The 22,474-nt window shown below is 62.0% G+C and carries 23 protein-coding genes; 7 read left to right on the forward strand and 16 right to left on the reverse strand.

The window, feature by feature from the left end; genetic code table 11:
* Together groL and RID42_13220 are read left to right on the forward strand one after the other, a co-directional pair.
* A partial coding sequence (gene groL / locus RID42_13215) for a chaperonin GroEL (GenBank protein ID MEQ8248629.1) occupies window positions 1–1,212 on the forward strand: 1,212 nt, incomplete at its 5' end.
* Between the two features lie 74 nt (window positions 1,213–1,286).
* On the forward strand, window positions 1,287–2,117 hold the full coding sequence (locus tag RID42_13220) for an inositol monophosphatase (GenBank protein ID MEQ8248630.1): 831 nt from the start codon (window positions 1,287–1,289) through the stop codon (window positions 2,115–2,117).
* Between the two features lie 18 nt (window positions 2,118–2,135).
* Here the strand turns inward: RID42_13220 and RID42_13225 are convergent, their stop codons facing one another.
* From RID42_13225 to RID42_13285, 13 genes are all read right to left on the reverse strand, one after another.
* Window positions 2,136–2,900 carry an SDR family NAD(P)-dependent oxidoreductase gene (locus RID42_13225; protein ID MEQ8248631.1) on the reverse strand — a complete coding sequence of 255 codons (765 nt, stop codon included), beginning with the start codon at window positions 2,898–2,900 and terminating at the stop codon, window positions 2,136–2,138.
* Window positions 2,897–3,712 (reverse strand): nucleoside triphosphate pyrophosphohydrolase, encoded by an 816-nt coding sequence (mazG, locus tag RID42_13230; GenBank protein MEQ8248632.1) that lies wholly within the window; start codon window positions 3,710–3,712, stop codon window positions 2,897–2,899. Before mazG ends, RID42_13225 begins: the two co-directional genes overlap by 4 nt.
* Window positions 3,713–3,856: 144 nt before the next feature.
* A complete protein-coding gene (locus RID42_13235; protein MEQ8248633.1) occupies window positions 3,857–4,627 on the reverse strand; it encodes an MBL fold metallo-hydrolase in 771 nt (256 codons plus the stop codon).
* 5 nt (window positions 4,628–4,632) lie between these two features.
* A complete protein-coding gene (locus RID42_13240) occupies window positions 4,633–5,418 on the reverse strand; it encodes a TatD family hydrolase (GenBank protein MEQ8248634.1) in 786 nt (261 codons plus the stop codon).
* Complete coding sequence (gene metG / locus RID42_13245) at window positions 5,418–6,977, reverse strand: methionine--tRNA ligase (protein ID MEQ8248635.1); 1,560 nt, start codon at window positions 6,975–6,977, stop codon at window positions 5,418–5,420. The genes RID42_13240 and metG overlap by 1 nt, the downstream gene beginning before the upstream one ends.
* A 99-nt stretch (window positions 6,978–7,076) precedes the next feature.
* A complete protein-coding gene (locus RID42_13250; protein MEQ8248636.1) occupies window positions 7,077–8,189 on the reverse strand; it encodes a DNA polymerase III subunit delta' in 1,113 nt (370 codons plus the stop codon).
* Between the two features lie 2 nt (window positions 8,190–8,191).
* On the reverse strand, window positions 8,192–8,821 hold the full coding sequence (gene tmk, locus RID42_13255; protein ID MEQ8248637.1) for a dTMP kinase: 630 nt from the start codon (window positions 8,819–8,821) through the stop codon (window positions 8,192–8,194).
* 8 nt (window positions 8,822–8,829) lie between these two features.
* Window positions 8,830–9,975 carry a D-alanyl-D-alanine carboxypeptidase family protein gene (locus tag RID42_13260; GenBank protein MEQ8248638.1) on the reverse strand — a complete coding sequence of 382 codons (1,146 nt, stop codon included), beginning with the start codon at window positions 9,973–9,975 and terminating at the stop codon, window positions 8,830–8,832.
* An 84-nt stretch (window positions 9,976–10,059) separates the two neighbouring features.
* Entirely contained in the window at window positions 10,060–11,013 is a 954-nt protein-coding gene (locus RID42_13265) for a septal ring lytic transglycosylase RlpA family protein (protein MEQ8248639.1), read from the reverse strand.
* 46 nt (window positions 11,014–11,059) lie between these two features.
* Window positions 11,060–12,052: a lytic murein transglycosylase gene (locus RID42_13270; protein MEQ8248640.1), complete on the reverse strand. Its 993-nt coding sequence runs from the start codon at window positions 12,050–12,052 to the stop codon at window positions 11,060–11,062.
* 26 nt (window positions 12,053–12,078) lie between these two features.
* Entirely contained in the window at window positions 12,079–12,876 is a 798-nt protein-coding gene (locus RID42_13275) for a YdcF family protein (GenBank protein ID MEQ8248641.1), read from the reverse strand.
* Window positions 12,877–12,917: 41 nt separating this feature from the next.
* On the reverse strand, window positions 12,918–13,679 hold the full coding sequence (locus RID42_13280; GenBank protein MEQ8248642.1) for an anti-sigma factor: 762 nt from the start codon (window positions 13,677–13,679) through the stop codon (window positions 12,918–12,920).
* Window positions 13,676–14,191, reverse strand: a complete 516-nt coding sequence (locus RID42_13285) for an RNA polymerase sigma factor (protein MEQ8248643.1) — start codon at window positions 14,189–14,191, stop codon at window positions 13,676–13,678. Before RID42_13285 ends, RID42_13280 begins: the two co-directional genes overlap by 4 nt.
* A gap of 172 nt (window positions 14,192–14,363) precedes the next feature.
* On the opposite strand from RID42_13285, the gene RID42_13290 reads away from it, so the two are divergent.
* Window positions 14,364–15,035, forward strand: coding sequence for a hypothetical protein (locus RID42_13290; GenBank protein MEQ8248644.1), 672 nt, complete (start codon window positions 14,364–14,366; stop codon window positions 15,033–15,035).
* 37 nt (window positions 15,036–15,072) lie between these two features.
* Entirely contained in the window at window positions 15,073–15,570 is a 498-nt protein-coding gene (locus RID42_13295; protein ID MEQ8248645.1) for a phosphatidylethanolamine N-methyltransferase family protein, read from the forward strand.
* 29 nt (window positions 15,571–15,599) lie between these two features.
* Here RID42_13295 and RID42_13300 read toward each other — a convergent pair whose 3' ends face one another.
* Together RID42_13300 and RID42_13305 are read right to left on the reverse strand one after the other, a co-directional pair.
* A complete protein-coding gene (locus RID42_13300; GenBank protein ID MEQ8248646.1) occupies window positions 15,600–16,454 on the reverse strand; it encodes a TauD/TfdA family dioxygenase in 855 nt (284 codons plus the stop codon).
* Window positions 16,455–16,464: 10 nt separating this feature from the next.
* Window positions 16,465–18,144, reverse strand: a complete 1,680-nt coding sequence (locus RID42_13305) for an alpha/beta hydrolase (GenBank protein ID MEQ8248647.1) — start codon at window positions 18,142–18,144, stop codon at window positions 16,465–16,467.
* Window positions 18,145–18,281: 137 nt separating this feature from the next.
* Here RID42_13305 and RID42_13310 point away from each other — a divergent pair, with 137 nt between their 5' ends.
* Window positions 18,282–19,301 carry a S1C family serine protease gene (locus tag RID42_13310; GenBank protein MEQ8248648.1) on the forward strand — a complete coding sequence of 340 codons (1,020 nt, stop codon included), beginning with the start codon at window positions 18,282–18,284 and terminating at the stop codon, window positions 19,299–19,301.
* A gap of 1 nt (window position 19,302) precedes the next feature.
* Here RID42_13310 and RID42_13315 read toward each other — a convergent pair whose 3' ends face one another.
* The gene (locus tag RID42_13315; protein ID MEQ8248649.1) at window positions 19,303–20,043 is read right to left on the reverse strand and encodes an isochorismatase family protein; all 741 of its coding nucleotides are present in this window, start codon (window positions 20,041–20,043) and stop codon (window positions 19,303–19,305) included.
* Between the two features lie 48 nt (window positions 20,044–20,091).
* On the opposite strand from RID42_13315, the gene RID42_13320 reads away from it, so the two are divergent.
* Both RID42_13320 and RID42_13325 read left to right on the forward strand, forming a co-directional pair.
* On the forward strand, window positions 20,092–21,600 hold the full coding sequence (locus RID42_13320; GenBank protein ID MEQ8248650.1) for an AMP nucleosidase: 1,509 nt from the start codon (window positions 20,092–20,094) through the stop codon (window positions 21,598–21,600).
* Window positions 21,597–22,436 (forward strand): phytanoyl-CoA dioxygenase family protein, encoded by an 840-nt coding sequence (locus RID42_13325; GenBank protein ID MEQ8248651.1) that lies wholly within the window; start codon window positions 21,597–21,599, stop codon window positions 22,434–22,436. Before RID42_13320 ends, RID42_13325 begins: the two co-directional genes overlap by 4 nt.
* The last annotated feature ends 38 nt before the right edge of the window (window positions 22,437–22,474 follow it).

Consider the following 22,474-nt stretch of genomic DNA (forward strand, 5'->3'; position numbering starts at 1 on the left):
CGCGAGATCGGCGACTTCATCGCCGAAGCCATGCAGCGCGTCGGCAAAGAAGGCGTCATCACGGTTGAAGAGGCCAAGGGCATGGACACCGAACTCGACGTCGTCGAGGGGATGCAGTTCGACCGCGGCTACCTGTCGCCATACTTCGTCACCAATGCCGAAAAGATGCTGGCCGACCTGCAGGACGCTTACATCCTGCTCCACGAGAAGAAACTTTCGAGCCTGCAACCGCTCCTGCCGGTGCTTGAGGCTATCGTACAAACCGGCAAGCCGCTCGTGATTGTCGCCGAAGACATCGAGGGCGAGGCCTTGGCGACCCTGGTCGTCAACAAATTGCGCGGCGGCCTCAAGGTCGCGGCCGTCAAGGCCCCTGGCTTTGGCGACCGGCGCAAGGCACAGCTCGAAGACATCGCCATCTTGACCGGCGGCACGGTGATTTCCGAAGACCTCGGGATCAAGCTTGAGAACGTGACCGTCGACATGCTCGGCACCGCCAAGACAGTGTCGATCACCAAAGAAGACACGACGATCATCGAAGGGTCGGGCAAGAAGAAGGACATTCAGGATCGCTGCAACCAGATCCGCGCCCAGATCGAAGACACCACCTCGGAATACGACAAAGAGAAGCTGCAGGAGCGTTTGGCTAAGTTGGCGGGCGGCGTCGCGGTGATCCGCGTCGGCGGCGCGACCGAGGTCGAGGTGAAGGAACGCAAAGACCGGGTCGACGATGCCCTGCATTCCACTCGCGCGGCGGTGGAGGAGGGCGTGGTCCCGGGCGGCGGCGTGACGCTGCTCTATGCGAGCCGAGTCCTCGAAAAGCTCACCGGCGATAACCACGACGAGCAAATGGGGATCAAGATCGTGCAGCGGGCGCTCCAGCAACCGTTGCGCCAGATCGTCGAAAACGCCGGCGTCAGCGGCGCGGTCGTGGCTGGCAAACTGCTCGAAGGCAAGGACAACCGTCGCGGCTTCAATGCGCAGACCGAGGAATACGTCGACATGGTCAAGGAAGGGATTATCGATCCGGCGAAGGTCGTCCGGATTGCCCTCGAAGACGCCGCGTCGATCGCCGGTTTGATGATCACCACCGAGGCCATGATTGCCGACCACCCTGAGAAGAAGGGTGCCGGACCTGCGATGCCGCCGGATATGGGTGGCATGGGCGGAATGGGTGGCATGGGCGGAATGGGCGGCATGGGCGGCATGATGTAGCCCTGGCACCTCGCCAAATGATACGAAGGGCCGCGGGGCAATCCGCGGCCCTTTTCTTTGACTTGAGGCCAACCATGACTTTGCCGTCACTCGCCGAGGTGTCATCGATTGTCGAGGCATGCGGCCGCGAGGTGGTCCTCCCGGCATTCCGGAACCTCGCCGACGTCGACATCGGCCTCAAGGGCCCGAACGACTACGTGACGGACATCGACATCGCGTCCGAGCGTTACCTCACCGAACGCCTGGCCAAACTATTGCCCGGCGCCGCGGTCGTCGGCGAGGAAACCGCCACCGACGAACCGGCGTGGCGCGAAACCCTCCGATCCGCGGACCAAGCCTGGGTAATCGATCCGATCGATGGAACGGCCAATTTCGCCGCCGGTATTTCGATATTCGGCATTCTCGTCGCGCTGGTCCAAAAGGGGATAACGACCCACGCCTGGGTACACGATCCGATCTCGACGGAAACCGCCGTGGCCGAGCGCGGCGCCGGGGCATGGATCGGCACCGATCGGTTGCACGTTGCCCAAAACAAACCAGCAGCGCACATGCAGGGCTGCCTGAATCTTCGATTTGCCGCCGAATCCGACAAGGCGGGGCTAGTTGCAGCTATTCCGCAGATTGCGCCGACGCTCGAACTACGCTGCGCCGTGCAGATCTACCTCAATGCCGCCGCCGGGCGGTCGGATTTCGCCGTGTTCCATAAGATGTACCCCTGGGATCATGCGGCGGGCGTGTTGCTGCATGCCGAGGCCGGCGGATATAGCCGGCATCTCGACGGCACAGCCTACAGGCCGGACGGGCCGGCGTGGGGCAATCCGATCTTGCTTGCGCCGAGGCCCGATGCCTGGGCGGCGCTGCACGCGCTCCTGTTTCCGGGGTCGCTAGGCAGCGTGCGAGCCTGACCCAGGCCGGGTAGGGGTCTATCGCCGGACGAAGTTAAACCCAGCAAACCCCTGTTGCGCCGCCATGACCTCGATCCGATTGATATTGATATTGGCCGGGGCGGTCAGCACATACTCGATGACATCCGCAACATTGTCGGCCGAGATCGGATCGAGGCCCTTGTAGGTCGCATCCGCCTTGTCCGAATCACCGTGGAAGCGGACCAGCGAAAACTCGGTTTCGGCGGCGCCCGGTTCGACCGAGGTGACGCGGATGTTCTTCTCGACAAGATCGGCGCGAAGATCGAGAGAGAACTGATGGACGAACGCCTTCGAGGCGCCGTACACGTTGGCACCGAAGTAGGGGTAAGTCCCGGCAACTGAGCCGATATTGACGACGTGGCCGGTCCCGCGCGCCACCATCCCCGGCAATACCGCGCGGGTGACATACATGAGGCCCCGGATATTGGCGTCGACCATCTCGTTCCAATCGTCGAGGTCGGCTTCGTCGGCGGCGCTCAGACCTCGGGCGAGACCCGCATTGTTGACCAAACCGTAGATTCCAGCGAAGGCATCGGGGAGGGCGTCCACAGCGGCAAATACCGCGGCCTGGTCACGGACGTCGAGGGTTAGCGGGTGAAGTCCAGGCCCAAGTTCATCGGCGAGCGCTTCGAGGCGATCCGAGCGGCGGCCTGCAGCAACGACGAAAGCACCTGCTGCGTGCAGCCGGCGGGCAGTTGCGGCGCCGAACCCCGACGTGGCGCCGGTGATCAGCACCGTTTTCCCGGCGAGGTCTACCCTCATGGCACCACCGCGCCCTTGGCCCGTTGCCACAACGCTTCCATTTCGTCCAAGGTTGCCTCCTCGATCGGTTTGTTTTCTGCCTTAAGAGATGACTCTATATATCTGAAACGACTGGTGAATTTGTCGTTTGTCGATCTGAGGGATTCCTCGGGGTCGAGGCCGAGGTGGCGGGCCAGGTTGGCGACAGCAAAGAGCAGATCACCCATCTCGTCGGCGATTTCGGCACGGTCACCGGTGGCAATCGCTGCCACCAACTCACCCCGTTCTTCCTCGATTTTGGCCAAAACGGGGCCGATTTCGGGCCAGTCGAACCCAACCCGTGCCGCCCGTTTTTGTAGCTTTTCTGCGCGCTTTAAGGCGGGTAGGGCAGCGGGCACGTTATCCAGGAGACTGCGATGATCGCCACCATTGGCAGCCCGTTCTTGAGCCTTGTGCTGCTCCCAGGCCTCGGCTTGGGCAGCCGCGTCGGCAATCGCGACATCGGCAAATACATGCGGATGACGGCGGATCATCTTGGCGCAGATCGCCTCGACGACGTCGGCAAATCCAAAGGCACCCTCTTCCGAGGCCATTTGCGCGTGGAAGACCACCTGGAAGAGGAGGTCGCCCAGTTCGTCCTTCAACGCCGCCCGGTCACCGGTCTGGATGGCCTCACGGACTTCGTAGGCTTCCTCGATCGTATACGGCGCGATGGTCTCGAAGGTTTGCTCCAAGTCCCACGGACAGCCGTCCGACGGGTTGCGAAGGCGCCGCATGATTTCCAGAAGCCTGTCTAACGCGGTACCGGGGTCAGTCGTGGTGGGGTGGTTCATCGGGCGGGATTATGCGAGGGGCTTGCAGCAATCACAACATGGCCCAGCTCACGCAACGGCCTCTACCTTCAATCCATTTGTCGCATAATATATATTATGACAAATAATATATATTATTTTATGCCAATGGGTTATCGTATTTACCTAAGAATATACTGGGGTATCCAGAACCATGCCATCGTAGGCAGGCTCCACGCCCGGGGGCAATTCATCGCGCAGCGTCGCGTAGTCCAAAGATGTGTTCATATGGGTGAGAACCGCGCGGCGTGGTTTGACGCGCTCGATCCAGCCCAACGTCAGTGCAAGGTGTGCGTGGGTCGGATGGGGTTTTCGCTGGAGACAGTCGACAATCCAGGTATCGACCCCAGCGAGAGCTGCAAAAGCGGCTTCAGGAAGCTCCTGGACATCGGTTGAATAGGCCATCGCCCCTACCCTGAACCCCATAGTCCCGATCGGCCCGTGCTTTTGGCGAAACGGAACGACCGACATGTCGCCGATTTGGAACCGGCCTACGATCTGGCGGGCGTTCAATATGGGCGGATAGAAGCGATTGGAGTCTTGTTCAAAGGCATACCCGAAACGTTCCTGGAGCTGGGCCAGGGTCTCTGGGTCGGCCCAAGCGTCAACGGGCCCGCGCGTTTTGAGCGCAAAGAATCGGATATCGTCGATCCCGTGGGCGTGGTCCGCGTGGGCATGGGTGAACAACACCGCATCCAACCTGTCCAAATCCGCATCCAGCGCTTGCTGGCGCAAATCCGGCGAGGTGTCGATGAGTACCTGCGTGTCGCCGTCACGGAGCAGAATTGACGCCCGCCGGCGCCGATTGCGCGGCTCGCCGGGATCGCAGTCGCCCCAATCGTTGCCGATCCGCGGCGTGCCGCCTGCGGTTCCGCACCCGAGGATGACGGCCTGCATTGCCCTTAGGCCGCAGCAGGCGGCGCGGCGCGGTCGAACAGCCGGAAGAAATTGGCCGTTGTGAGCGCCGCCAAGTCGTCGGCCTCAATCCCGCGCAGGGCGGCCACGGCCGCCGCGGTGTAAGCGACAAACGCGGGTTCGTTGGTCTTACCGCGCTTGGGAACCGGGGCAAGATAGGGCGCATCGGTTTCGACCAGCAGGCGATCCGCGGGCACAGTCTTGGCGGTTTCCCGGATTGCCTCTGCGTTCTTGAACGTAACAATTCCCGAGAGCGAAATGTAAAAACCAAGGTCGATCGCCGTCTCGGCAAACGCCTGCGTCGCGCTGAAACAGTGAATCACCCCTTTGAGCGTACCGGCACCGGATTCCTCAGCGAGGATCGCCGCAGTTTCGGCATCGGCGTTACGGGTATGCACGATGATGGGCAGCCCGGTTTCCCGGCCCGCGACGCAGTGGGCGCGGAAACTCGCCGCTTGGCGCGCTCGGTCCGAATGGTCGTAGTAGAAATCGAGGCCGGTTTCGCCAATCCCGACGACCTTAGGGTGGCGCGTCAGGGCAACAATCTCGTCGGCCCGCAGAGAATCCGTATCGGCCTCATGCGGGTGAATGCCGACCGTGCACCAAATGTTGTCGTGGCTTTCGGCGATGTCCTTGACGGTCTGGTGGTTGGCGCGGTGCGTCCCGATCGTCAGCATGGCCCCGACCCCTGCCGACCGCGCCCGCGCCAACACCCCTGCCCGGTCGGTCGCCAATGCCTCGAAGTCGAGGTGGCAGTGGCTATCGACCAGCATCAGGCCGGCGCCTCGTCGAGATAGCGCGGAAAAACGCCCTGCGGTTTGGGCAGCGCGGCCCCCGGCGTGAGGCGATGGTCCCCGTCGATCGCGGCGAAGTCGCGCCCGTCTGCCGCGACCGCCAATTGATCCAGTAGCGCCGCCGCCGATTGCGGGACGAAGGGTTGGACCAAGATCCCGAGGCGCCGCACCGTTTCCGCGAGCACGTAGAGGACCGTGGCCATGCGGGCCGGATCGGTCTTTTTCAGCTCCCACGGGGCTTGGGTATCGACGTAGCGGTTGGCATCGCCCACGACCCGCCAGATTTCGGCCAGGGCGTTATGGAACGCTAAGTCGGTGTCGATAATGTCCCGGACCTTGGGCAGCAGGGCCCCCGCAGACTCGAGGAGTGCTTCGTCGGCGGCTTCAAGGGCACCGTGTTGGGGCACTTGCGCGCCGCAATTTTTGGCGATCATCGACAAAACGCGCTGCGCGAGGTTGCCGAGGTCGTTGGCCAGATCGCTGTTGATGCGGTTGACGATCGACTCGTGCGAGAAGCTGCCGTCCTGCCCGAATGGCACTTCGCGCAGCAGGAAATAGCGGATCGGGTCGAGCCCGTAGCGGTCGATCATGTCGCGGGGCGCCAACACGTTACCGAGCGATTTCGACATCTTCTGGCCCTCGATATTGAGGAAGCCATGGCAAAAAACATGCTTGGGCAGCGCGAGACCTGCGGCGAGCAGAAAAGCCGGCCAGTAGACCGTGTGGAATCGCACGATGTCCTTGCCGATGATGTGGTAGTCGGCCGGCCAGTAGCGAACGAACTTGTCCGAGTCGACGTCGGGGTAGCCAACCCCTGTGATGTAGTTGGTCAGCGCGTCGAGCCAGACGTACATCACGTGATCGTCATCGCCGGGCACCCGGATTCCCCAGGTTAACCGGCGCCGCGAGACCGATAGGTCGCGTAGACCGGACTTCACGAAACTGATGACTTCGTTGCGCCGGCTCGCCGGCTGAATGAAGTCGGGATGGGTTTCGAAATGTTGCAACAGCCGGTCAGCCCAGTGCGACAGGCGAAAGAAGTAGCTGTCCTCCTCGACCCACTCGACCTCGGCGCCGGAGGGCGCGAAGAACGCCCCGCCCTCACCCTTGGTGAGCTCGTCTTCGGTGAAGTAAGCCTCGTCGCGGACCGAGTACCAACCGCTGTAGTTGCCGCGAAAGATCTCGCCGGCATCGACCAGCTTTTGCCAGATCGCCTGGGACGCCCGGTGATGGCGCGCTTCGCTGGTACGTACGAAATCGTCGTTGGAGATGTTGAGGTAGCCGGCCATCGCTTGGAATTTCGCGGTGTTGCCGTCCACGAAGACTTGCGGATCGATACCCGCTTTCGCGGCAGTCCGGGCGTTCTTTTCGCCGTATTCGTCGGTGCCGGTCAGGAACATCACGTCAAAGCCGTCCAGGCGCTTGAAGCGTGCCAGTGCGTCGCTCGCAATCGCCTCATAGGCATGACCCAAATGGGGCGCACCGTTGACGTACGAGATCGCCGTCGTGAGATAGAAAGTTTTGTTTTTGGCAGCCATCACAGTCACTCCAGCGGCGGTGGGGCCATGGGCCGGGCCGCCGTGGATCACCCCTCGCTTTGGCGGCGGACGATGGCCAATGGACCTGTCGGAGTCAACCTACCGGCCCGTGACAACGGCATTCGAGAGCGTCGTGAAAACGTTAATGACCACCTGCTTGCGATCGAGATTGACGGCATCGGCGCGCTCGGTCAGCTCGCGGATGGAATCCCAGGCTTCGAGCCACCCGCGCGGCCGCCCCGCTTGCCACAGACGGTCGATGACGGCGCGTTCGTCACCGAGGATTTGTACCGGACGCCGCTCCTCGGCACCGGCGCGAACCATGCGCGAGAGCCAATCGAGGAGCAGGTCGATGAAGGTGCGGTAGGTTGCCTCCTGACCGCGACGCGCGACCCGGTCGCCCAGCGCATGGATGCCGGCAACGTCCAGTTCCGGGAGGGGCGTGAGAAGCGATACAAGCTCACGGTAGAGATCGAGCCCCCCTTGTGCCGCTAAGGCCAACGCCCGGCCGGCGCTCCCGTCGGCAAGGACCGTTAGCGCCAGACGCTCTTCGTCGGTGTAGTCCGTGAGCCGAGTGGCGAGGATGGCCGAGACCACCTCGGCAGACAGTGGCCGCAACGCGAGATTTTGACAGCGCGACCGGATCGTCGGCAATAACCGGCCCGGTGCATGCGCAACAAGGATGAGTAAGCCGCGTTTCGGCGGCTCCTCAAGTTGTTTAAGCAAGGCGTTGGCGCCGTTGAGGTTGACTTCATCGGCGGCGTCGACGACGGCCACGCGCCATCCCCCCTCGCCCGAGGTCGCGCCGAAAAACGGCCGCAAGCGGCGGACCTCGTCGACGACGATCTCGCTGCGGAGGCGTTTGGCTTTTTCGTCGTAGGTTCGCTCCAAGGTCAAGAAGTCCGCGTGGGACCCCTGTGCAACACGGCGAAAGACCGGTGCGTCGGGCGCGATGTAGAGCGAAGCGAACCGGGGATCTTCCCCTAACGGCGACGATTCTTTCGGATCGTTGCGGCCTTGCGCCAACACAAAACGGGCGAGACGATAGGCAAGGGTCGCTTTGCCGATCCCCCGCGGTCCGGTTAGTAGCAGGGCATGGGGCAATCGACCGCTCCGCCACCACCGTACAAGGTGCGCTTCGGCCGCTTCATGCCCCAGCAAATCCGGGTTCAGGCGTGGATGTAGGTCAAGGTCGGAATCCGGTTCGGACATGACTAAATACTAAGACGCGCGCGCACGGCTTCCCAAATCCGGGCCGCAACCGCATCGACGTCGCCGGTCGCGGCAACGACGACGCAGCGTTCCGGTTCGGCTTCTGCAATTTCAAGAAACGCGTTCCGAATGCGCGCGTGGAAGGCGGCGCCCATTCGCTCGTAGCGGTCCTCGGTATCCCGGCGACCATGCGCCCTGGCAAGCCCGTCCGCCGCGTCGATGTCCAGGACAACGGTGAGGTCGGGCCACACGCCGTCGGCGGCGAGCCGGTTGATCCGCGTGACCGTGGCGCGATCGACCCCTTGGGCGTGGCCCTGATAGGCCAGCGTCGAATCGGCAAACCGATCGCAAACAACCCAGGTGCCGACGTTGAGCGCCGGCGCGACGGTCTTGCGCACATGTTCGTGGCGCGCCGCATTGTGCAACAGCACTTCGCTCAACGGTTCCCAGCGATCGACGGCGCCTTCGACCAGCAAACGTCGTATTTCCAGAGCCCCCGGTGCGCCGCCGGGTTCGCGCGTGATCAGCACCTCGCGGCCACTTGCGCGCAATCGCTCACCAAGACGCGCGACCTGGGTCGACTTGCCCGCCCCCTCGCCGCCTTCGAAGGTAATGAAACGACCCTGTGCCACGAACCCCCTCAGGGTGCCTGGGTGCCCCAGACGATGTGGTTCACCGCCGCGCCGAGGCGCCCGACGAAACCAAGCCGATCGACGTCCACCGCGGCGACGAGGTCGCGCACGACGGGTTCCATATTGGGGCCATCGATCCGGAGTTGGGCGAGGCGCGCACCCTTGGCGATCGGCGCCGGGAGCGGACTTTCGTACACCACCGTCACCTTCATGTCCCGGCGCGCTTTGCGTGACATTGTCAGCAGCAAGTCTTTTTCGAGTACCAGCGGTACCGTGGATTCGCCTCCGAGCCACACTTGCGCTTCCTCGACGACATCGTTTGCGGCGAAGAGCGGGTAGTTATTGAATTCGCGAAAACCGATATCCAGCAACCGTTCGCTCTCCTGCGAACGTTGGTTCACCGATTCCAGGCCATTAATTACAAGAATAAGCCGCCGCCCGTTTCGGGTCGCCGATGCCACGAGACCATATCCGGATTCTTCGGTGTGCCCCGTCTTCAGACCGTCGGCACCAATGTCCTTGTAGAGCAACGGATTGCGGTTGCCTTGGCGAATACCGTTGTAGGTGAATTCCGTTTCCTTAAAGATTTCGTAGTACTCGGGAAATTCGTCGATGATGCGCTTGGCCAGGATCGCAAGGTCGTGCGCGGTAGTCAGGTGCTCGGGGTCCGGCCAGCCCGTCGAATTGCGAAAGGTGGTAAGGGTCATCCCGATTTCGCGCCCGCGACGGGTCATTTCCTCGGCGAATGCTTCTTCGCTGCCCGCAAGACCTTCTGCGAGTACCACGCTCGCATCGTTACCTGACTGAATAATCACGCCCTTCAAAAGGTCTGCGACGCTGACCCTGGAATTGTGTTCCACGAACATCCGCGAACCGCCCATGCGCCAAGCCGCTTCGCTCACGCGCATTGTATCTTCAAGCGAGATCGAGCCTTCGCGCAGCCGCTCAAACACCATAAGAAGCGTCATCAGTTTGCTCATCGACGCGGGCGCCATCGGCTCGTCCGCATTCTTTTCGAAGAGCACGACGCCTGTCGTATCATCTAGCAAAATCGCATGGGATGCAGGGCTTTCGATCGTTTGCGCCTTTAGCGTCTGCAACGGCAGTCCGGCAATCGCAAAAAACGCAATAAGAAGAAGTAGCCTAGTTCGCATCGCTTCCGCCCATGATCTCTGTTGCGCCGAGGTCTCTAGCATATACCGGAATGAGTCGATTCGAAGGCGTTGGCCGACCGGAGCCTAGCGGGTCCCAACGACGACCCTCGATTCCGGGTAACCGGATTGGATGAGATCTTCCAAAACTTGATCCGCTTGCTCGACCGAAGCCATAGGGCCGATACGAACGCGAAAGAACTCGATTTCGTTGACAATCGCCGATTGGATGGTCGCATCGCCGAAGGACACCAGTCGCGCGGCTAGTTGGTTGGCGTTGTCATAGAGCGTAAACGCGCCAGCTTGGACGAAGATGTCGGTGGGACCCACCGCTTCGAGTGCGATCTGGGGCGGCGGCGCGAACCGTTCGACCGGCGCGGGCGCCGACGCTACACCCGGCGGTGGCGGCAGCGTACTCGACTCGACAGATGCCACAGGCACGGCGGTCACCGCTTCGCGTTCCACCTGCGTCGTCACCGGTCGGTCGGCAACAAAACCCGATGACTGGTCGACAATGCGAACCCGGACTCGCGCCGTTCCTTGATTCTCAAATCCTAGAAGTTGGGCTCCGCGGCGCGACACGTCGATAATGCGGCCATGCGCGAATGGACCACGGTCATTCACCCGGAGGACTAACGCGCGGCCGTTTTCCAAATTGGTGACCCGAACGTAGCTTGGCATCGGCAGAGTCCGATGCGCCGCGGTCAACGCGTTTTCGTTATAGGTCTCGCCGTTGGCGGTTTGCTTTTCGTGGAACCCGGGACCGTACCAAGAAGCGATGCCGGTCTCGTCATAGGCGTTGTCTTCCTCGGGTTGATAGCGCACGCCTTTGATAAAGTAGGGATCGCCTACCTTGTAGACACCGCCTGGACCGATCGGCACGCCGTTTGGGGCGATACCCGCAACCGTGTCTTCGGCTGCACCCCTTTTTTGGACTTCCTTGATCGCATGAACCGCGAGCTGCGTCTGGGCACAGGCACTCACGACAAGCAGCGCTAGAACCGCGGCGACCCCACGGGCAGCACGCGCCCACCCCATCATCTTGTGTGTTTCCGCTCCGTTAGCCCCAGAATATGGCTCAAGGTCCCTAGTTAGCGCCAATCCTGTCCGAGAGCAAGCCGACGGCAAGGGCAAAATAATTTGAACGGTTCCAGCGCAGGGTCGCGCGGAAGTTGTCATAGACCATGAACGCCCGGCCTTCCGGACCGTCGGGGATGACGATTTGGGCATCGAGTTGACGGTTCGGCAATGCACTACCGTCAAGGTTTCGTACTCCCATCGCCTGCCATTCAGCTGTGCGCTTGATCGCTTTGGCTTCGGCCAGTCCCGCGTCAAACCCAGACGGCAGGCGAACCTCTCGGCCCCACGTCTGGTCGTCGTTCCATCCGACGCGTTTGAGGTAGTTCGCGGCCGACCCGAAAACGTCAGCTTGGGTCGTCCAAATGTCGCGTCGCCCGTCTTGATCGTAGTCGATGGCGAAATTGACGAAACTGGAGGGCATGAACTGCGGTTGCCCCATGGCGCCCGCCCAGGAACCTGTCATAGCGCTGGGCGCGATGTGCCCCTCGTTGAGGATCTGCAACGCGTTGAAGAGTTCCTTGCGGAAGTAGTCGCTGCGGCGGCCATCGAAGGCCAGCGTCGCGAGGGCGTTGACCACGTTGAACCCGCCGGTCAGACGTCCGAAATCGGTTTCAATCCCCCAGAGCGCGACGATGAAGCGCGGCTGAACGCCCATGCGTTGACCGACCGATTCCAGAAGTTCCCGGTGCTCGGCGTAGACTTGTCGTCCCTTCTGCACCCGCGCCGCGGGCACGACCCGTTCGACATATTGCGCAAAGGTAAGCGTAAACTCGGGTTGGCGCCGGTCTAGTTCGATGACCCGCGGGATCGGATCGATCCCGTTGAGGGATTCGTCGAGGATGGCGGGGCGAATGCCCTTTTCGGTCGCCTCCGCGCGGACCCCATCAAGCCAACTCCGCCAGGCCGGCATATCGAAGGTGACAGGCTCCGACTCCGCAGCCCAGGCCGACGAAGTCGTTAGCACTACCAATATCCCGAGTATTTGTCCCAATCGCCGCACGCCCTACTCCTCGCTGTCCGTGAAATTCATTCCGCCCCAGGTAGAACCGCATTGGTCCTTCCCAGTGCACGGTACACGACTAAGCCGATCCATTCTCGCATTGCCCGCTGCGCCGACCCGCCACGACCGATCAAATCCCAGTCAAGTCCGATACCCGGCATGGTCAGCCCCTGGCTGTGGTCCACCGGATAGGCAATCACCGGCCAGTCCGCTTGACGAAAGACCCCGACGGCGCGCGGCATGTTAAGCGCCGAAGTAATGACGAGCCATTGTTCACCCGGCGCCGGTTGGAGCAACTCTTTGAGGTTTCGGGCGTTCTCGAAGGTGTTGCGCGATTCGCGTTCGAACACGACGCGATCGACGTCGGGCCCGATCACCGCCATCGCCGCCTTGGCGACGTCGGCCTCGCGCATCGCTTCGGGGCGAAGCGATCCACTGCCCCCGGTGTAGGCGAGCCTCGCATCGGGGTATCGCCGGGCGAGGTCGGCAAATGCAATGAGCCGGTCGGCGGCGCCATTCACCGCGACGAGGCCACGCATCCGTGTTTGGCCGACCTGTTCGGCACCGCCCAGAACGACGATGCCGTCGAGGTGCAGCGGCATCGGATCGGGCGTGGAAAAGCGGTTCTCAAGCGGAAAAGCCAGCCACCCGCCGATCGGCAGGACGGCTAGAAGGACCAGAACGGCAAGGCCGATTGCGACGAGATGCCGCCCAACGCGGCGCCACGGCGTCCACAACAGAAAAAGACCGAGCGTCGCGAGGATTAGCGCCAGGTTTGCCGGCGCCGCAACGATCCAGAATGTCTTAGACAGCCAGAAGAGCACCGCGCTCTAATAAAACGCAGCCACGCTAAACTCAACCGGCGTCAATAACCGAGTTGCTGATAGACCAACTTGGCGACCTTCAGGAGTTCTTCGCGTTCAATGCTGCCCGCGAGCGCGTATCCGGCGGGGCCGTTGATCCAATAAAAAACGCCGACGCTTCCTTCGGCCGCATAAGTGAATTTGGTGTTGCGGCCACCGATATCGCCATGACGCATATAGAGGGTCACGCGCCGCCCCTCCACGTCTTCGTAGAGGAAGTGGGCCGCGGGCTTGGTTTCGCCCGGGAGTAGTCGCCCGCCCATGAGCTGAAAGCCGGCCTCGGTCAAATCAGGGATATTCACTTCGGTCCCAAGGCGGTTGGTCAGCCAAGCCACCAAGTGGGGGCGCTCTCCCGCCGGGACTTCCACCGCATGACGGCGCTCGGCCGAATAGATTGCATGGATGACTCCCGCCCGCTCGGGGAAGGCAGCGGCGAGCGGGTCGTCGCCCTCGGCCACGACATCGTTAAGCAGCCACCCACCGGCAGCGCCTGCAACCAACAGAACCAATACGGCGGCGATCCGCCGGAAGGTGTCGATCATCTGCGGGCGGGACACCCGCAACATGGCATGCGGAACGGGTTCGTTCAGGACGTCGTCGAACTCTTCATGCAAACGTCTGTTGAGGCGGCGGTATTCGCGAACCGCCTTCGCGGCCACTTCATTTGCGGCAAGGTGCGCCTCGACCTCCGCGCGTCGCGATGCCTCAAGCTGGCCATCTACATAGGCGTGCAGGTCGTTGTCGGTGATGTTTATCTTGCTCATGTTTCCGTCACCGTTTCCTTGGCGTCCCCTGCGCCGTCCGACAAAATTTTCCGCAGTCGCTCGCGCCCGCGCGATAACCGCGACATCACCGTTCCCATGGGAATGTCGAGGACCTTGGCGACCTCCTGGTAACTCAACTCCTCAAGGCCGATCAGCAACACCACGGCGCGCTGCTCTTCGGGTAACTGAGCCAGGGCGCTACCGACGTTCAACACTTCGATCCGCTTCTCTTGGACGGGCTTTTCGCCACGGTCGTCGTTCCAGTCGGCCATCGAGACAACGGTCGGACGGCTGATCGCTTTGCGCACCTGATTGACGTGGATGTTGTGCATGATGGTGAACATCCAGGCCCGCATGTTGCTGCCCGTTTGCCACAGATGAAATTTGTTCCAGGCCCGTTCCAAGCAATCCTGAACCAAATCCTCCGCCGCCGGCGCGTTACCGGTGAGTGCTCGCGCGTAGCGCCGCAGACGCGGGATTTGTTCGATAATGAGGCGATCTTTTTCCTGCAAAGAACAGAACCTTATTGATAAAAATCAGTGTGTTATAGTGCACTTCTTATAGATTTATTTAATTCGTCGCGCTATTGTTACCGACCTATAAACGCGTCCTGTGGCGGGATATTCCGCGCTTGCCCCAAGAAGTGCCTGCCGAAACCGCATCCGCTGGATTAGGGTAACAATCATGCGCCATCGCACCTTCCGGGGAAAGCTGTCCTATCGCCACGACACCAAGGGCGAAACCGGTCGCGAGTGGTTCACCGTTACCGTACAACCGGACGGGACCCGCACCCACCGCGCCCAGTGCGAAATGGACGACGACGGCGTGCTCCGCGATGTCGTGACGACCATGGATGCGAACTGGTTCCCGAAGGATGCCTACGTTCGTTTGAGCGTTGGCGGCACCTACGAGGGATCGGCGTGGTTCTTGGTCGAGGGCAACCGCGCGACGTGCGAGTCGTGGACGAAGGGCGCCGGCAGACTCCGTCAATCGATGGTTTTCGACGAACCTGTATGCATCTTCGGCGGTCACCCAGTCAGCGGCGACGCGATGAAACCAGCCCATTTCGTCACCGGTGGACCGGCCACCCAGCAGTTCTTGATGGTCAGCACCTCTCCGCTACCAAACGGTGCCTCCGGCCCGATCATGGCGGCACGGCATGGCAGGTTCGAGCTGATCGGCGAGGAAAGCGTGACCGTCGACGCTGGAACCTTCCCCTGTCGGCGGTTTCGCTGGCATTTCGAAGAGTTTCCGCCGATCGAGCTGTGGAACAGCGGGCCCGACTTGATCCCAGTGAAGGTGCGGTGGGATCTACTCCAATCGGATTACGATTTGGTCGAGTTTTCGACCGACTAGCCGATGTCCTGCCGGTGCATCGAATAGGGGAGCGACGGTGAGCGATACCGATCGACCGGCAGAACCTAAATCCGAACCGGCGGATCATCCCGGCGTGATTCTGCCGCCGCCGGTTGTTTACGCTTGCGGTCTTATCGCCGGTGTCCTGATCGACATGGTTCTGCCACTGCCACTGGTCAGCGCCCCCGCCCGCTGGATCGTCGCAGCCGTCTTTATCGCCGCGGGCCTTGTCCTCGCCGTTGGCGCGACAACGTTGTTTCGCCGTGCCGGGACCCACGTCCAACCCCACAAACCCAGCACGACCGTTGTCACCGGCGGTGTGTACCGATACTCGCGAAACCCTATTTACGTCGGGTTGACCGCGCTTTACCTCGGCTTAGCCTCTGTCGCCAATACTTGGTGGGCGGCGATCCTGCTGGTTCCGGTACTCGCCGTCATCCATTGGGGCGTCATCGCCCGCGAGGAACGCTACCTCGAAGGCAAGTTTGGAGAGACTTACCGCGCCTATAGGGCTCGGGTACGGCGCTGGATCTAGTCCGCGTCGCTACGGCGACGCGGACCGGCCTAAACCGGCACGTCGCCTTTGATCGTGGTGCGGTGCATGTGGCGGGTGTGGTTCTTTGCGTCATAGTTGGTGGCGTGGTGCATGGTGCAGCGATTGTCCCAGAACACCACGTCGCCCGCCCGCCACTGGTGGGTGTAGACGAACTGCGGCTGGGTCATGAAGGCTTCTAACTCGTCGAGGAATTCGAGCGCCACATCCTGTTCCATGCCGACAACGCCCATCGTGAAACCGCCGGCGTAGATCGACTTGCGGCCGTTCTCGGGATGGGTGCGGATGATCGGGTGGTCGACCGGAGGAGTCTTTTCTTCTTCTTCCTTGGTCATCGGCGGGCGGATGCCGGCCTTATCTTTTTCGCGGTACCAGCGGCTGCCGAAATGATGAATGGCCCGCATTTTCGAAAGTTGCTCTTTGCGCGCAGACGGCAGGGCGTCGAAGGCGGCATGCATCCCGGCGAACATGGTATCGCCCCCGGTGGGCGGGACTTCACGGGCATAAAGGATCGAGCCCAGGGCGGGCGTTGGTAAATAGGACATGTCGCTATGCCAGTAACGGCCCGCGTCCTCGAGGCCGAGCGGCTTTCCTGAGGCATCCTTCTTGTTCGAAACGACGATGATCTCGGGATGATCCGGCAAACGGTACCACGAGACCACGTGAATCTCGGGTGCGCCAAAACGCAGCGAAAACGCCTTATGCTGTTCCGGGGTCAAGTCTTGATCGCGGAACAGCAAGATGCCGTGGTCGAGGTGGGCCCGGTGGATTGCCGCGAAATCCTCTGGCGCGAGGTCTTGCGATAGATCGACTCCGCGAATTTCTGCGCCCAGCGCGTCGTGCAGCGGGTGGACTTCGATGGTCATCGCGCCCCCCCTAACCGTCCAGCAACGCGCCGAGCGCCGCGGCTTGTCCCGCGGGTGCGCCGGTTAGTTCGGCAACCGTCCCCTGCCCCGCGAGCTTGGCCGCTTTCGCACCATAGCGGGCCAAGGGATCGTCTCCCTGCGCGACGATGGCGAGCGGTGCCTTGATCCGCGGTAGCGTCTTGGCGACGTCGTGCGCGAGGGCGGCCTGGGTCAAGCGGTGGTAGGTATCCTTGCTCTTGAGAACCTCGAAGACCCGACCGTGCAGCCAGGCCGGGTCGAAGTTCGCGTCGATCGCGCGGGCATTCTTCGCATCGCGTGCATACCACGGCCAGAACACCAGCTCGTCGCGCAACATCAGCCAGGTTGTAAAGAGATACGCACCGTCCCAGGTCACGTCGATTGGCGGGGTGTAGTTGGCGGCCAGACGTTTGCGCTCCGCGGCCGGGATCAGAATGACGCCGTCGAGAATCACTTTATCGACCCGGGTCGGGAAGAGCGCGGCCATTTCAGCGGCGACCGAAGCGCCACTATGTTTGCCGTAGAGGTCGTATTTGCGCAACCCAAGCTTCCCGGCCACGTCGGCAGCAGCCCGGGCGAAGTCCGCGACCGACGGACGCGCTTTGGTGCCGGGATCGGAATCGCCGTTGCCCGGCAGATCCATCGCATAGACCGGCCGCTTCTTTGAAAGGGCGGCCATGAGCGGCTCGAACATATGGGACGACCAACGACCGTCATGGATGAGCACCAGCGGGCGCCCTCCACGGCCTTCGCCCGCCGAACGCACGAGGACTTGGCCGCCCGGCAGATCGATGTAGCGGCGGTTTATCCGCCCGGAAATCGGCGACAGTGCCGGATCGGCCGGGGCGCGCGCCTTACGCACGTAGCCTTTGATCGCCCGCACCTGTTCCTTGAGGTAGCCATGCCGGCTGTGACGTTCGATCATTTGGTTGCGCAGCAGTTTCGGCAGCAGGTCGAGATGCGGGTACAGCATGTCGTCGTCGCGCGCCATGTAGGTCGCCGGAATGCTCAGCGCCTTCGCCGCCGCACTGACATTGTAAGTGAAGGCCGCACCATAGCCCTTGCGATAGGCATCGCCGGAGCGGAAGAAGTCCATGAGCGCGGCGTGGAGTTGGTCCGGCGATGAAAAGGCTCGGTCGCTACGCGCCGCCGCATTGCGGCGATACCACGGGAACCACAACACCTGATCGCGCATCCGCGACCAGTGGCCGGGCAAGTGGCTGCCGTCCCACAGCGGTCGAAACGGCGGCAGGTAGTTTTTTAAGATGTCGCGGGTCTCGGCGGGATCGAAAACCGGCACACCATCGAGAACGACCCCGGTGAATTTCTTCGGGAACCGGCGCGCAAGCTCGAGCGCGATACACGCACCGGTATGGGTGCCATACAAAGCGCAGCGCGGCATCCCCAGGGTATCGAGGGCATCGGCATAGGCCGCGGCCATTTTTTCAACGTTGACCGACGCGACACCAAGTGGATCGGTCTCTCCGAACCCCGGCGAATCGAACGCGAATACGGTATGCGATCCGGAAAGCGAATCGATCAGAGGGATCATCGAGCGTGAGGACGAGGGCGACGCATGGATCAATACGATCGGCGGACCGTTACCCGCGCGGCGGTAATGCACGGCACGATTGCCGACTGTTAGGAACCGGCGTTTGATTTGCGCTGCCACTTGGCTCTCCCCTCTCTTCCGAATTCGTTCTGCACGCTATCACAACAACTTGTGGACGTCGGTGAGGGCCCCCATGGCGTCCTCTTTCGCCGCACTTTAGGATGGCACTATCCGAGATCGTCCGGGAGGCCGCAAGAATGACGAGAGTCGACGCGCCCAGAATCGCTTGGCTTTACTCCGCGATCGCCGTCCTCTTCCTTGGCCTCTACCTCGTATCCCCAGCTTCGGCGCAAGACCGCACGTCGGGCACCAATGTCGTCGATGCCGTCGTGCGCTTAGAAACCTCTATCCCGCGTGACGCGGCGACCGCACAGGGTTTGGGAACGCGCCGCTCGGGACACGGCATCGTCATCGACGATAGCGGATTGATCCTGACGATAGGCTACTTGATCCTTGAAGCCTCGGAGATCGAACTCAAGACCAACGACGGGCGTGCCGTCGGCGCGGAATTCGTCGCCTACGACTACGACACCGGCTTTGGGCTCGTGCGCGCGCTGGCACCGCTGGGCATCAAACCGTTGCGCCTCGGTACGTCGGCCAGCGTCGCGGAACGGGACCGCGTTCTCGTGATCGGTAGCGGCGGTGCGGAAAAGGTCCTTGGCGCCGTCGTTGTCGAGCGCCGGGTGTTCACCGGTTTCTGGGAATATATGGTCGACAACGCAATCTTCACGTCGCCGCCGCACGACGATTGGGGCGGTGCGGCGCTCGTGAACGACCGCGGCGAACTCGTCGGCGTTGGCTCGCTGTTCGTGCGCAATGCACGCGGCGGCGACGTCAATCTACCCGGCAACATGTTTGTACCCGTCGACCTGCTCAAACCGGTACTGGCGGAAATGCTGACCGACGGTCGCGGCAGCGGCAGCGATCGCCCGTGGCTCGGCATCTTTTCGCAAGAACTGCGCAACGTGGTGGTCATCACCTCGATGTGGGTCAACGGCCCCGCGGCCCAGGCAGGCCTCAAACCGGGCGACATGATCGTCGGCGTCGGCGAGACACGGGTCCGCACCCAGGAAGAATTCTACCGCACCATGTGGGGTCTCGGCGGCTCGGGCACCGATGTCCCGGTCAAGGTGCTGCGCGACGGGCAATCGCTGGACATCACCGTCAAGTCCGGCAGCCGCTACGACTTTTTGAAGATCGGCGGGGACAGCCTTTGAGTTAACCGTCGCCCGTCGGCAGATCGAACAAGTCCGCCGGGAGCGATGCGAAATAGGTCGCGACCTCGTCGGTCGCCACCACGTCGGCGTATTTCGCATTCATGTCGCACAGGTTGATGGCATGCGATGCCTGCGAGCGGTCGAAGCAACCGTCCTCCACGACCGTCACCCGGTAGTTGGCACTAAACGCATCGATCGCGGTGGCGCGCACGCAACCCGACGTCGTCGTGCCGACGATGATCACCGAGTCCGCTTGCAGGAGGGTGAGGAACGATTCGAGGTTGGTCCCGTAAAACCCGGACGGTTTCAGCTTTTTGATGACGACGTCCTGCGGTGCCGGCGCAACCTCGGGCAGTATCCCATTGGGGTCGAGATTGGTGGCGGCCGGTGCGGGGCCTTTTTTACTGGTCCGGCTATTCTTCCACGCCCAACTGCCGCGGTCCCAGCGATCGGCACGTACATCGCCAGTGGTGTAAATCACCGGGACACCGTGGTCGTGGGCGGAATCGATAAGCGTGCGAATGCGGGGGATCGCCGCCCACCCCTCCTCGCCGCAGGAGTTCGGCCAACGTTTGATCGAATCGAGAATCGGTTCGGGTTTGTCGCCGACGAAATTGTAATTCACGTCGATCACCAGTAGCACCGGCCGCTTGCCGAAACCGGCCCGCGTGCCATAACCCGACGCGGCAAAAACCGCGCGATCCCGTTCGGTCAAGAATCGATCCCAAATCCGCTCGGCCATCCGTTCATCCTCCCTATCGTCCGCCGCACATTAGCTTAGAATGGCGCCATGAATGAGTTTACCACCTTCGGCGATCCCGATATTTCCACGACAGGCCACGGCGGCGCGAGTGAATTGGCCGCCTTCGACGACGCCAACGCGGCCTGCCAGCGCATCGCCGAGATCTATCGGCGCAGCATCGACATCGTCCAACAGGAATTCGGCCGCGCCATCGACGGTGCCGTGCCGGACGAGACCCTGTTGGCGCGCGCCTGCTACCCCTACGTCGGTATTTCGATCGGGCCCGACGATATGCAGACCGATGCCAAATTGTCCTACGGTGCGTTGTTCGACCCGGGGCATTACGGCGCGACGCTGACCCGGCCCGAACTGTTTAGCGACTATTACGCCGCGCAGATCGGCCATTTGATCGCCAACCACCAAAAGAAAATTTTGGTGGGGTTGAGCGACCGGCGTATCCCCCTGCCCTTCGCCGTCGAAGAAGCGACAGCGGGGGTCAGACGTTCACAGATACATGCGCTGCAACGCTATTTCCTGTTGCCCGATTTGAGCCGTATCGACGATGCGATCGCCAACAACACGCACCAAACTCAACCCGGCAATCCCTTCCCGTTGGCGCTGTTCACCGCCGAGCGCGTCGATTTTTCGCTGCACCGGCTGGCTCACTACACCGCGACCGAGGCGCAACACTTCCAGCGCTTCGTGTTCTTCACCAACTACCAGCGCTATGTCGACGAGTTCATCGACTATGCAAAACGCGAGGTAAGCGAGGGCGCCGAATACTCGATGCTGGTCGAACCTGGCGACGTCATCACGCCCAATCCGCGGCTGAGCGATCAAGCGCCTCGCGGCACCCATCCGCCGGGCCTACCGCAGATGCCCGCCTATCACTTGGTTCGCCCGGACCGGCAGGGCATCACGCTGATCAATATCGGCGTCGGGCCGAGCAACGCCAAGACCATTACCGACCATGTCGCCGTGCTGCGTCCCCATGCCTGGTTGATGCTCGGCCACTGCGCGGGCTTGCGGCGGACCCAAAGGCTCGGCGACTACGTCCTTGCCCATGCCTATGTGCGCGAGGACCATGTACTCGACCAGGATTTGCCGCAGTGGGTACCGGTGCCGCCGATCGCCGAAGTGCAGGTAGCGCTACAAGATGCGGTGTCCCGGGTAACCGGGCTCCGGGGCCAGTCACTCAAGACCAGCATGCGCACCGGCACGGTCGCGACGACCGACAACCGCAATTGGGAACTGCGTTTCGACGAGTTGTTCCAGCGCCTGAGCCAGGCGCGCGCGATTGCCGTCGACATGGAATCGGCGACCATTGCCGGCAACGGGTTTCGCTTCCGGGTGCCCTACGGCACCTTGCTGGTCGTCTCCGACAAGCCCATTCACGGCGAGATCAAACTGCGCGGCATGGCCAACGTGGTCTACCGCGAACGGATCAGCCAACACCTCGAAATAGGGCTGGAGGCTGTACGCATCCTGCGCGACGGCGGCGTGCAACACCTACATTCGCGCAAACTGCGCAGCTTCGATGAACCGGCTTTTCGATGAAGATAACGCCAACACATCTCGATGCCTTTGCTCGCGACGGGTATCTCGTGTTGGAGGGGTTTACCGACCATCCCGCCTGCGATCGTTTGATGGCGCGAGCGCGGGACATCGTGCGTGACTTCAGTCCCGACGAGGTTTCTGTCTTTTTGGCGCACGACGGGTCGTTGAACCGGGACGATTACTTCCTGACGTCGGGCGATAAGATCCGGTGCTTCTTCGAAGAAGAGGCGTTCGATGACGCCGGCAACTTGAAACAGGCACTTGAGGTCTCGATCAACAAGATCGGACATGCCATGCACGATCTCGACGACGTCTTCGACAGCTTTACCCGCGCCGATGGCGTCTGTGATCTGGTTGCCAAACTGCCGCTCGAAAAACCGCTCGCCCTGCAAAGCATGTACATCTTCAAGCAGCCCCATATCGGCGGCGAGGTGACATACCATCAAGACGCCACCTACCTCTATACCGAGCCGTCGAGCGTGATCGGGTTGTGGTGGGCACTTGAGGACGCGACGATTGAGAATGGCTGTCTGTGGGCATGGCCGGGCGGACATCGCCAACCTGTCCGCACGCGCTTCATCCGCACACCCGACGGGTCGGTGCGCAACGACGTCCTCGACGATACCCCCTGGGATAGCGATCGGTTCGTGCCGGTGGAGGTGCCGAAGGGAACGCTCGTGCTTTTGCATGGCGCCCTGCCCCACGGCAGCGCACCCAACCGGTCGCCCCATTCGCGACACGCTTACTCCGTTCATGTCATCGATGGCGCCAACGCCTATCCCCCGACGAATTGGCTGCAACGGGGGCCGGACCTGCCGTTGCGGGGATTTCGCTGACCTTTCCGTAGGGTAAGGCGCGGGCCAAGGTGTGGATA

This window comes from Alphaproteobacteria bacterium (genome assembly GCA_040216735.1).
Classification (GTDB): Bacteria; Pseudomonadota; Alphaproteobacteria; order SHVP01; family SHVP01; genus CALJDF01.

Excerpts from the sequence above, each read along its gene's own strand:
- RID42_13220 (MEQ8248630.1), top strand. The coding sequence starts at position 1,287 with ATGACTTTGCCGTCACTCGCCGAGGTGTCATCGATTGTCGAGGCATGC.
- RID42_13225 (MEQ8248631.1), bottom strand. The coding sequence starts at position 2,900 with ATGAGGGTAGACCTCGCCGGGAAAACGGTGCTGATCACCGGCGCCACG.
- mazG (MEQ8248632.1), bottom strand. The coding sequence starts at position 3,712 with ATGAACCACCCCACCACGACTGACCCCGGTACCGCGTTAGACAGGCTT.
- RID42_13235 (MEQ8248633.1), bottom strand. The coding sequence starts at position 4,627 with ATGCAGGCCGTCATCCTCGGGTGCGGAACCGCAGGCGGCACGCCGCGG.
- RID42_13240 (MEQ8248634.1), bottom strand. The coding sequence starts at position 5,418 with ATGCTGGTCGATAGCCACTGCCACCTCGACTTCGAGGCATTGGCGACC.
- metG (MEQ8248635.1), bottom strand. The coding sequence starts at position 6,977 with ATGGCTGCCAAAAACAAAACTTTCTATCTCACGACGGCGATCTCGTAC.
- RID42_13250 (MEQ8248636.1), bottom strand. The coding sequence starts at position 8,189 with ATGTCCGAACCGGATTCCGACCTTGACCTACATCCACGCCTGAACCCG.
- RID42_13260 (MEQ8248638.1), bottom strand. The coding sequence starts at position 9,975 with ATGCGAACTAGGCTACTTCTTCTTATTGCGTTTTTTGCGATTGCCGGA.
- RID42_13265 (MEQ8248639.1), bottom strand. The coding sequence starts at position 11,013 with ATGATGGGGTGGGCGCGTGCTGCCCGTGGGGTCGCCGCGGTTCTAGCG.
- RID42_13280 (MEQ8248642.1), bottom strand. The coding sequence starts at position 13,679 with ATGAGCAAGATAAACATCACCGACAACGACCTGCACGCCTATGTAGAT.
- RID42_13290 (MEQ8248644.1), top strand. The coding sequence starts at position 14,364 with ATGCGCCATCGCACCTTCCGGGGAAAGCTGTCCTATCGCCACGACACC.
- RID42_13300 (MEQ8248646.1), bottom strand. The coding sequence starts at position 16,454 with ATGACCATCGAAGTCCACCCGCTGCACGACGCGCTGGGCGCAGAAATT.
- RID42_13310 (MEQ8248648.1), top strand. The coding sequence starts at position 18,282 with ATGACGAGAGTCGACGCGCCCAGAATCGCTTGGCTTTACTCCGCGATC.
- RID42_13315 (MEQ8248649.1), bottom strand. The coding sequence starts at position 20,043 with ATGGCCGAGCGGATTTGGGATCGATTCTTGACCGAACGGGATCGCGCG.
- RID42_13320 (MEQ8248650.1), top strand. The coding sequence starts at position 20,092 with ATGAATGAGTTTACCACCTTCGGCGATCCCGATATTTCCACGACAGGC.
- RID42_13325 (MEQ8248651.1), top strand. The coding sequence starts at position 21,597 with ATGAAGATAACGCCAACACATCTCGATGCCTTTGCTCGCGACGGGTAT.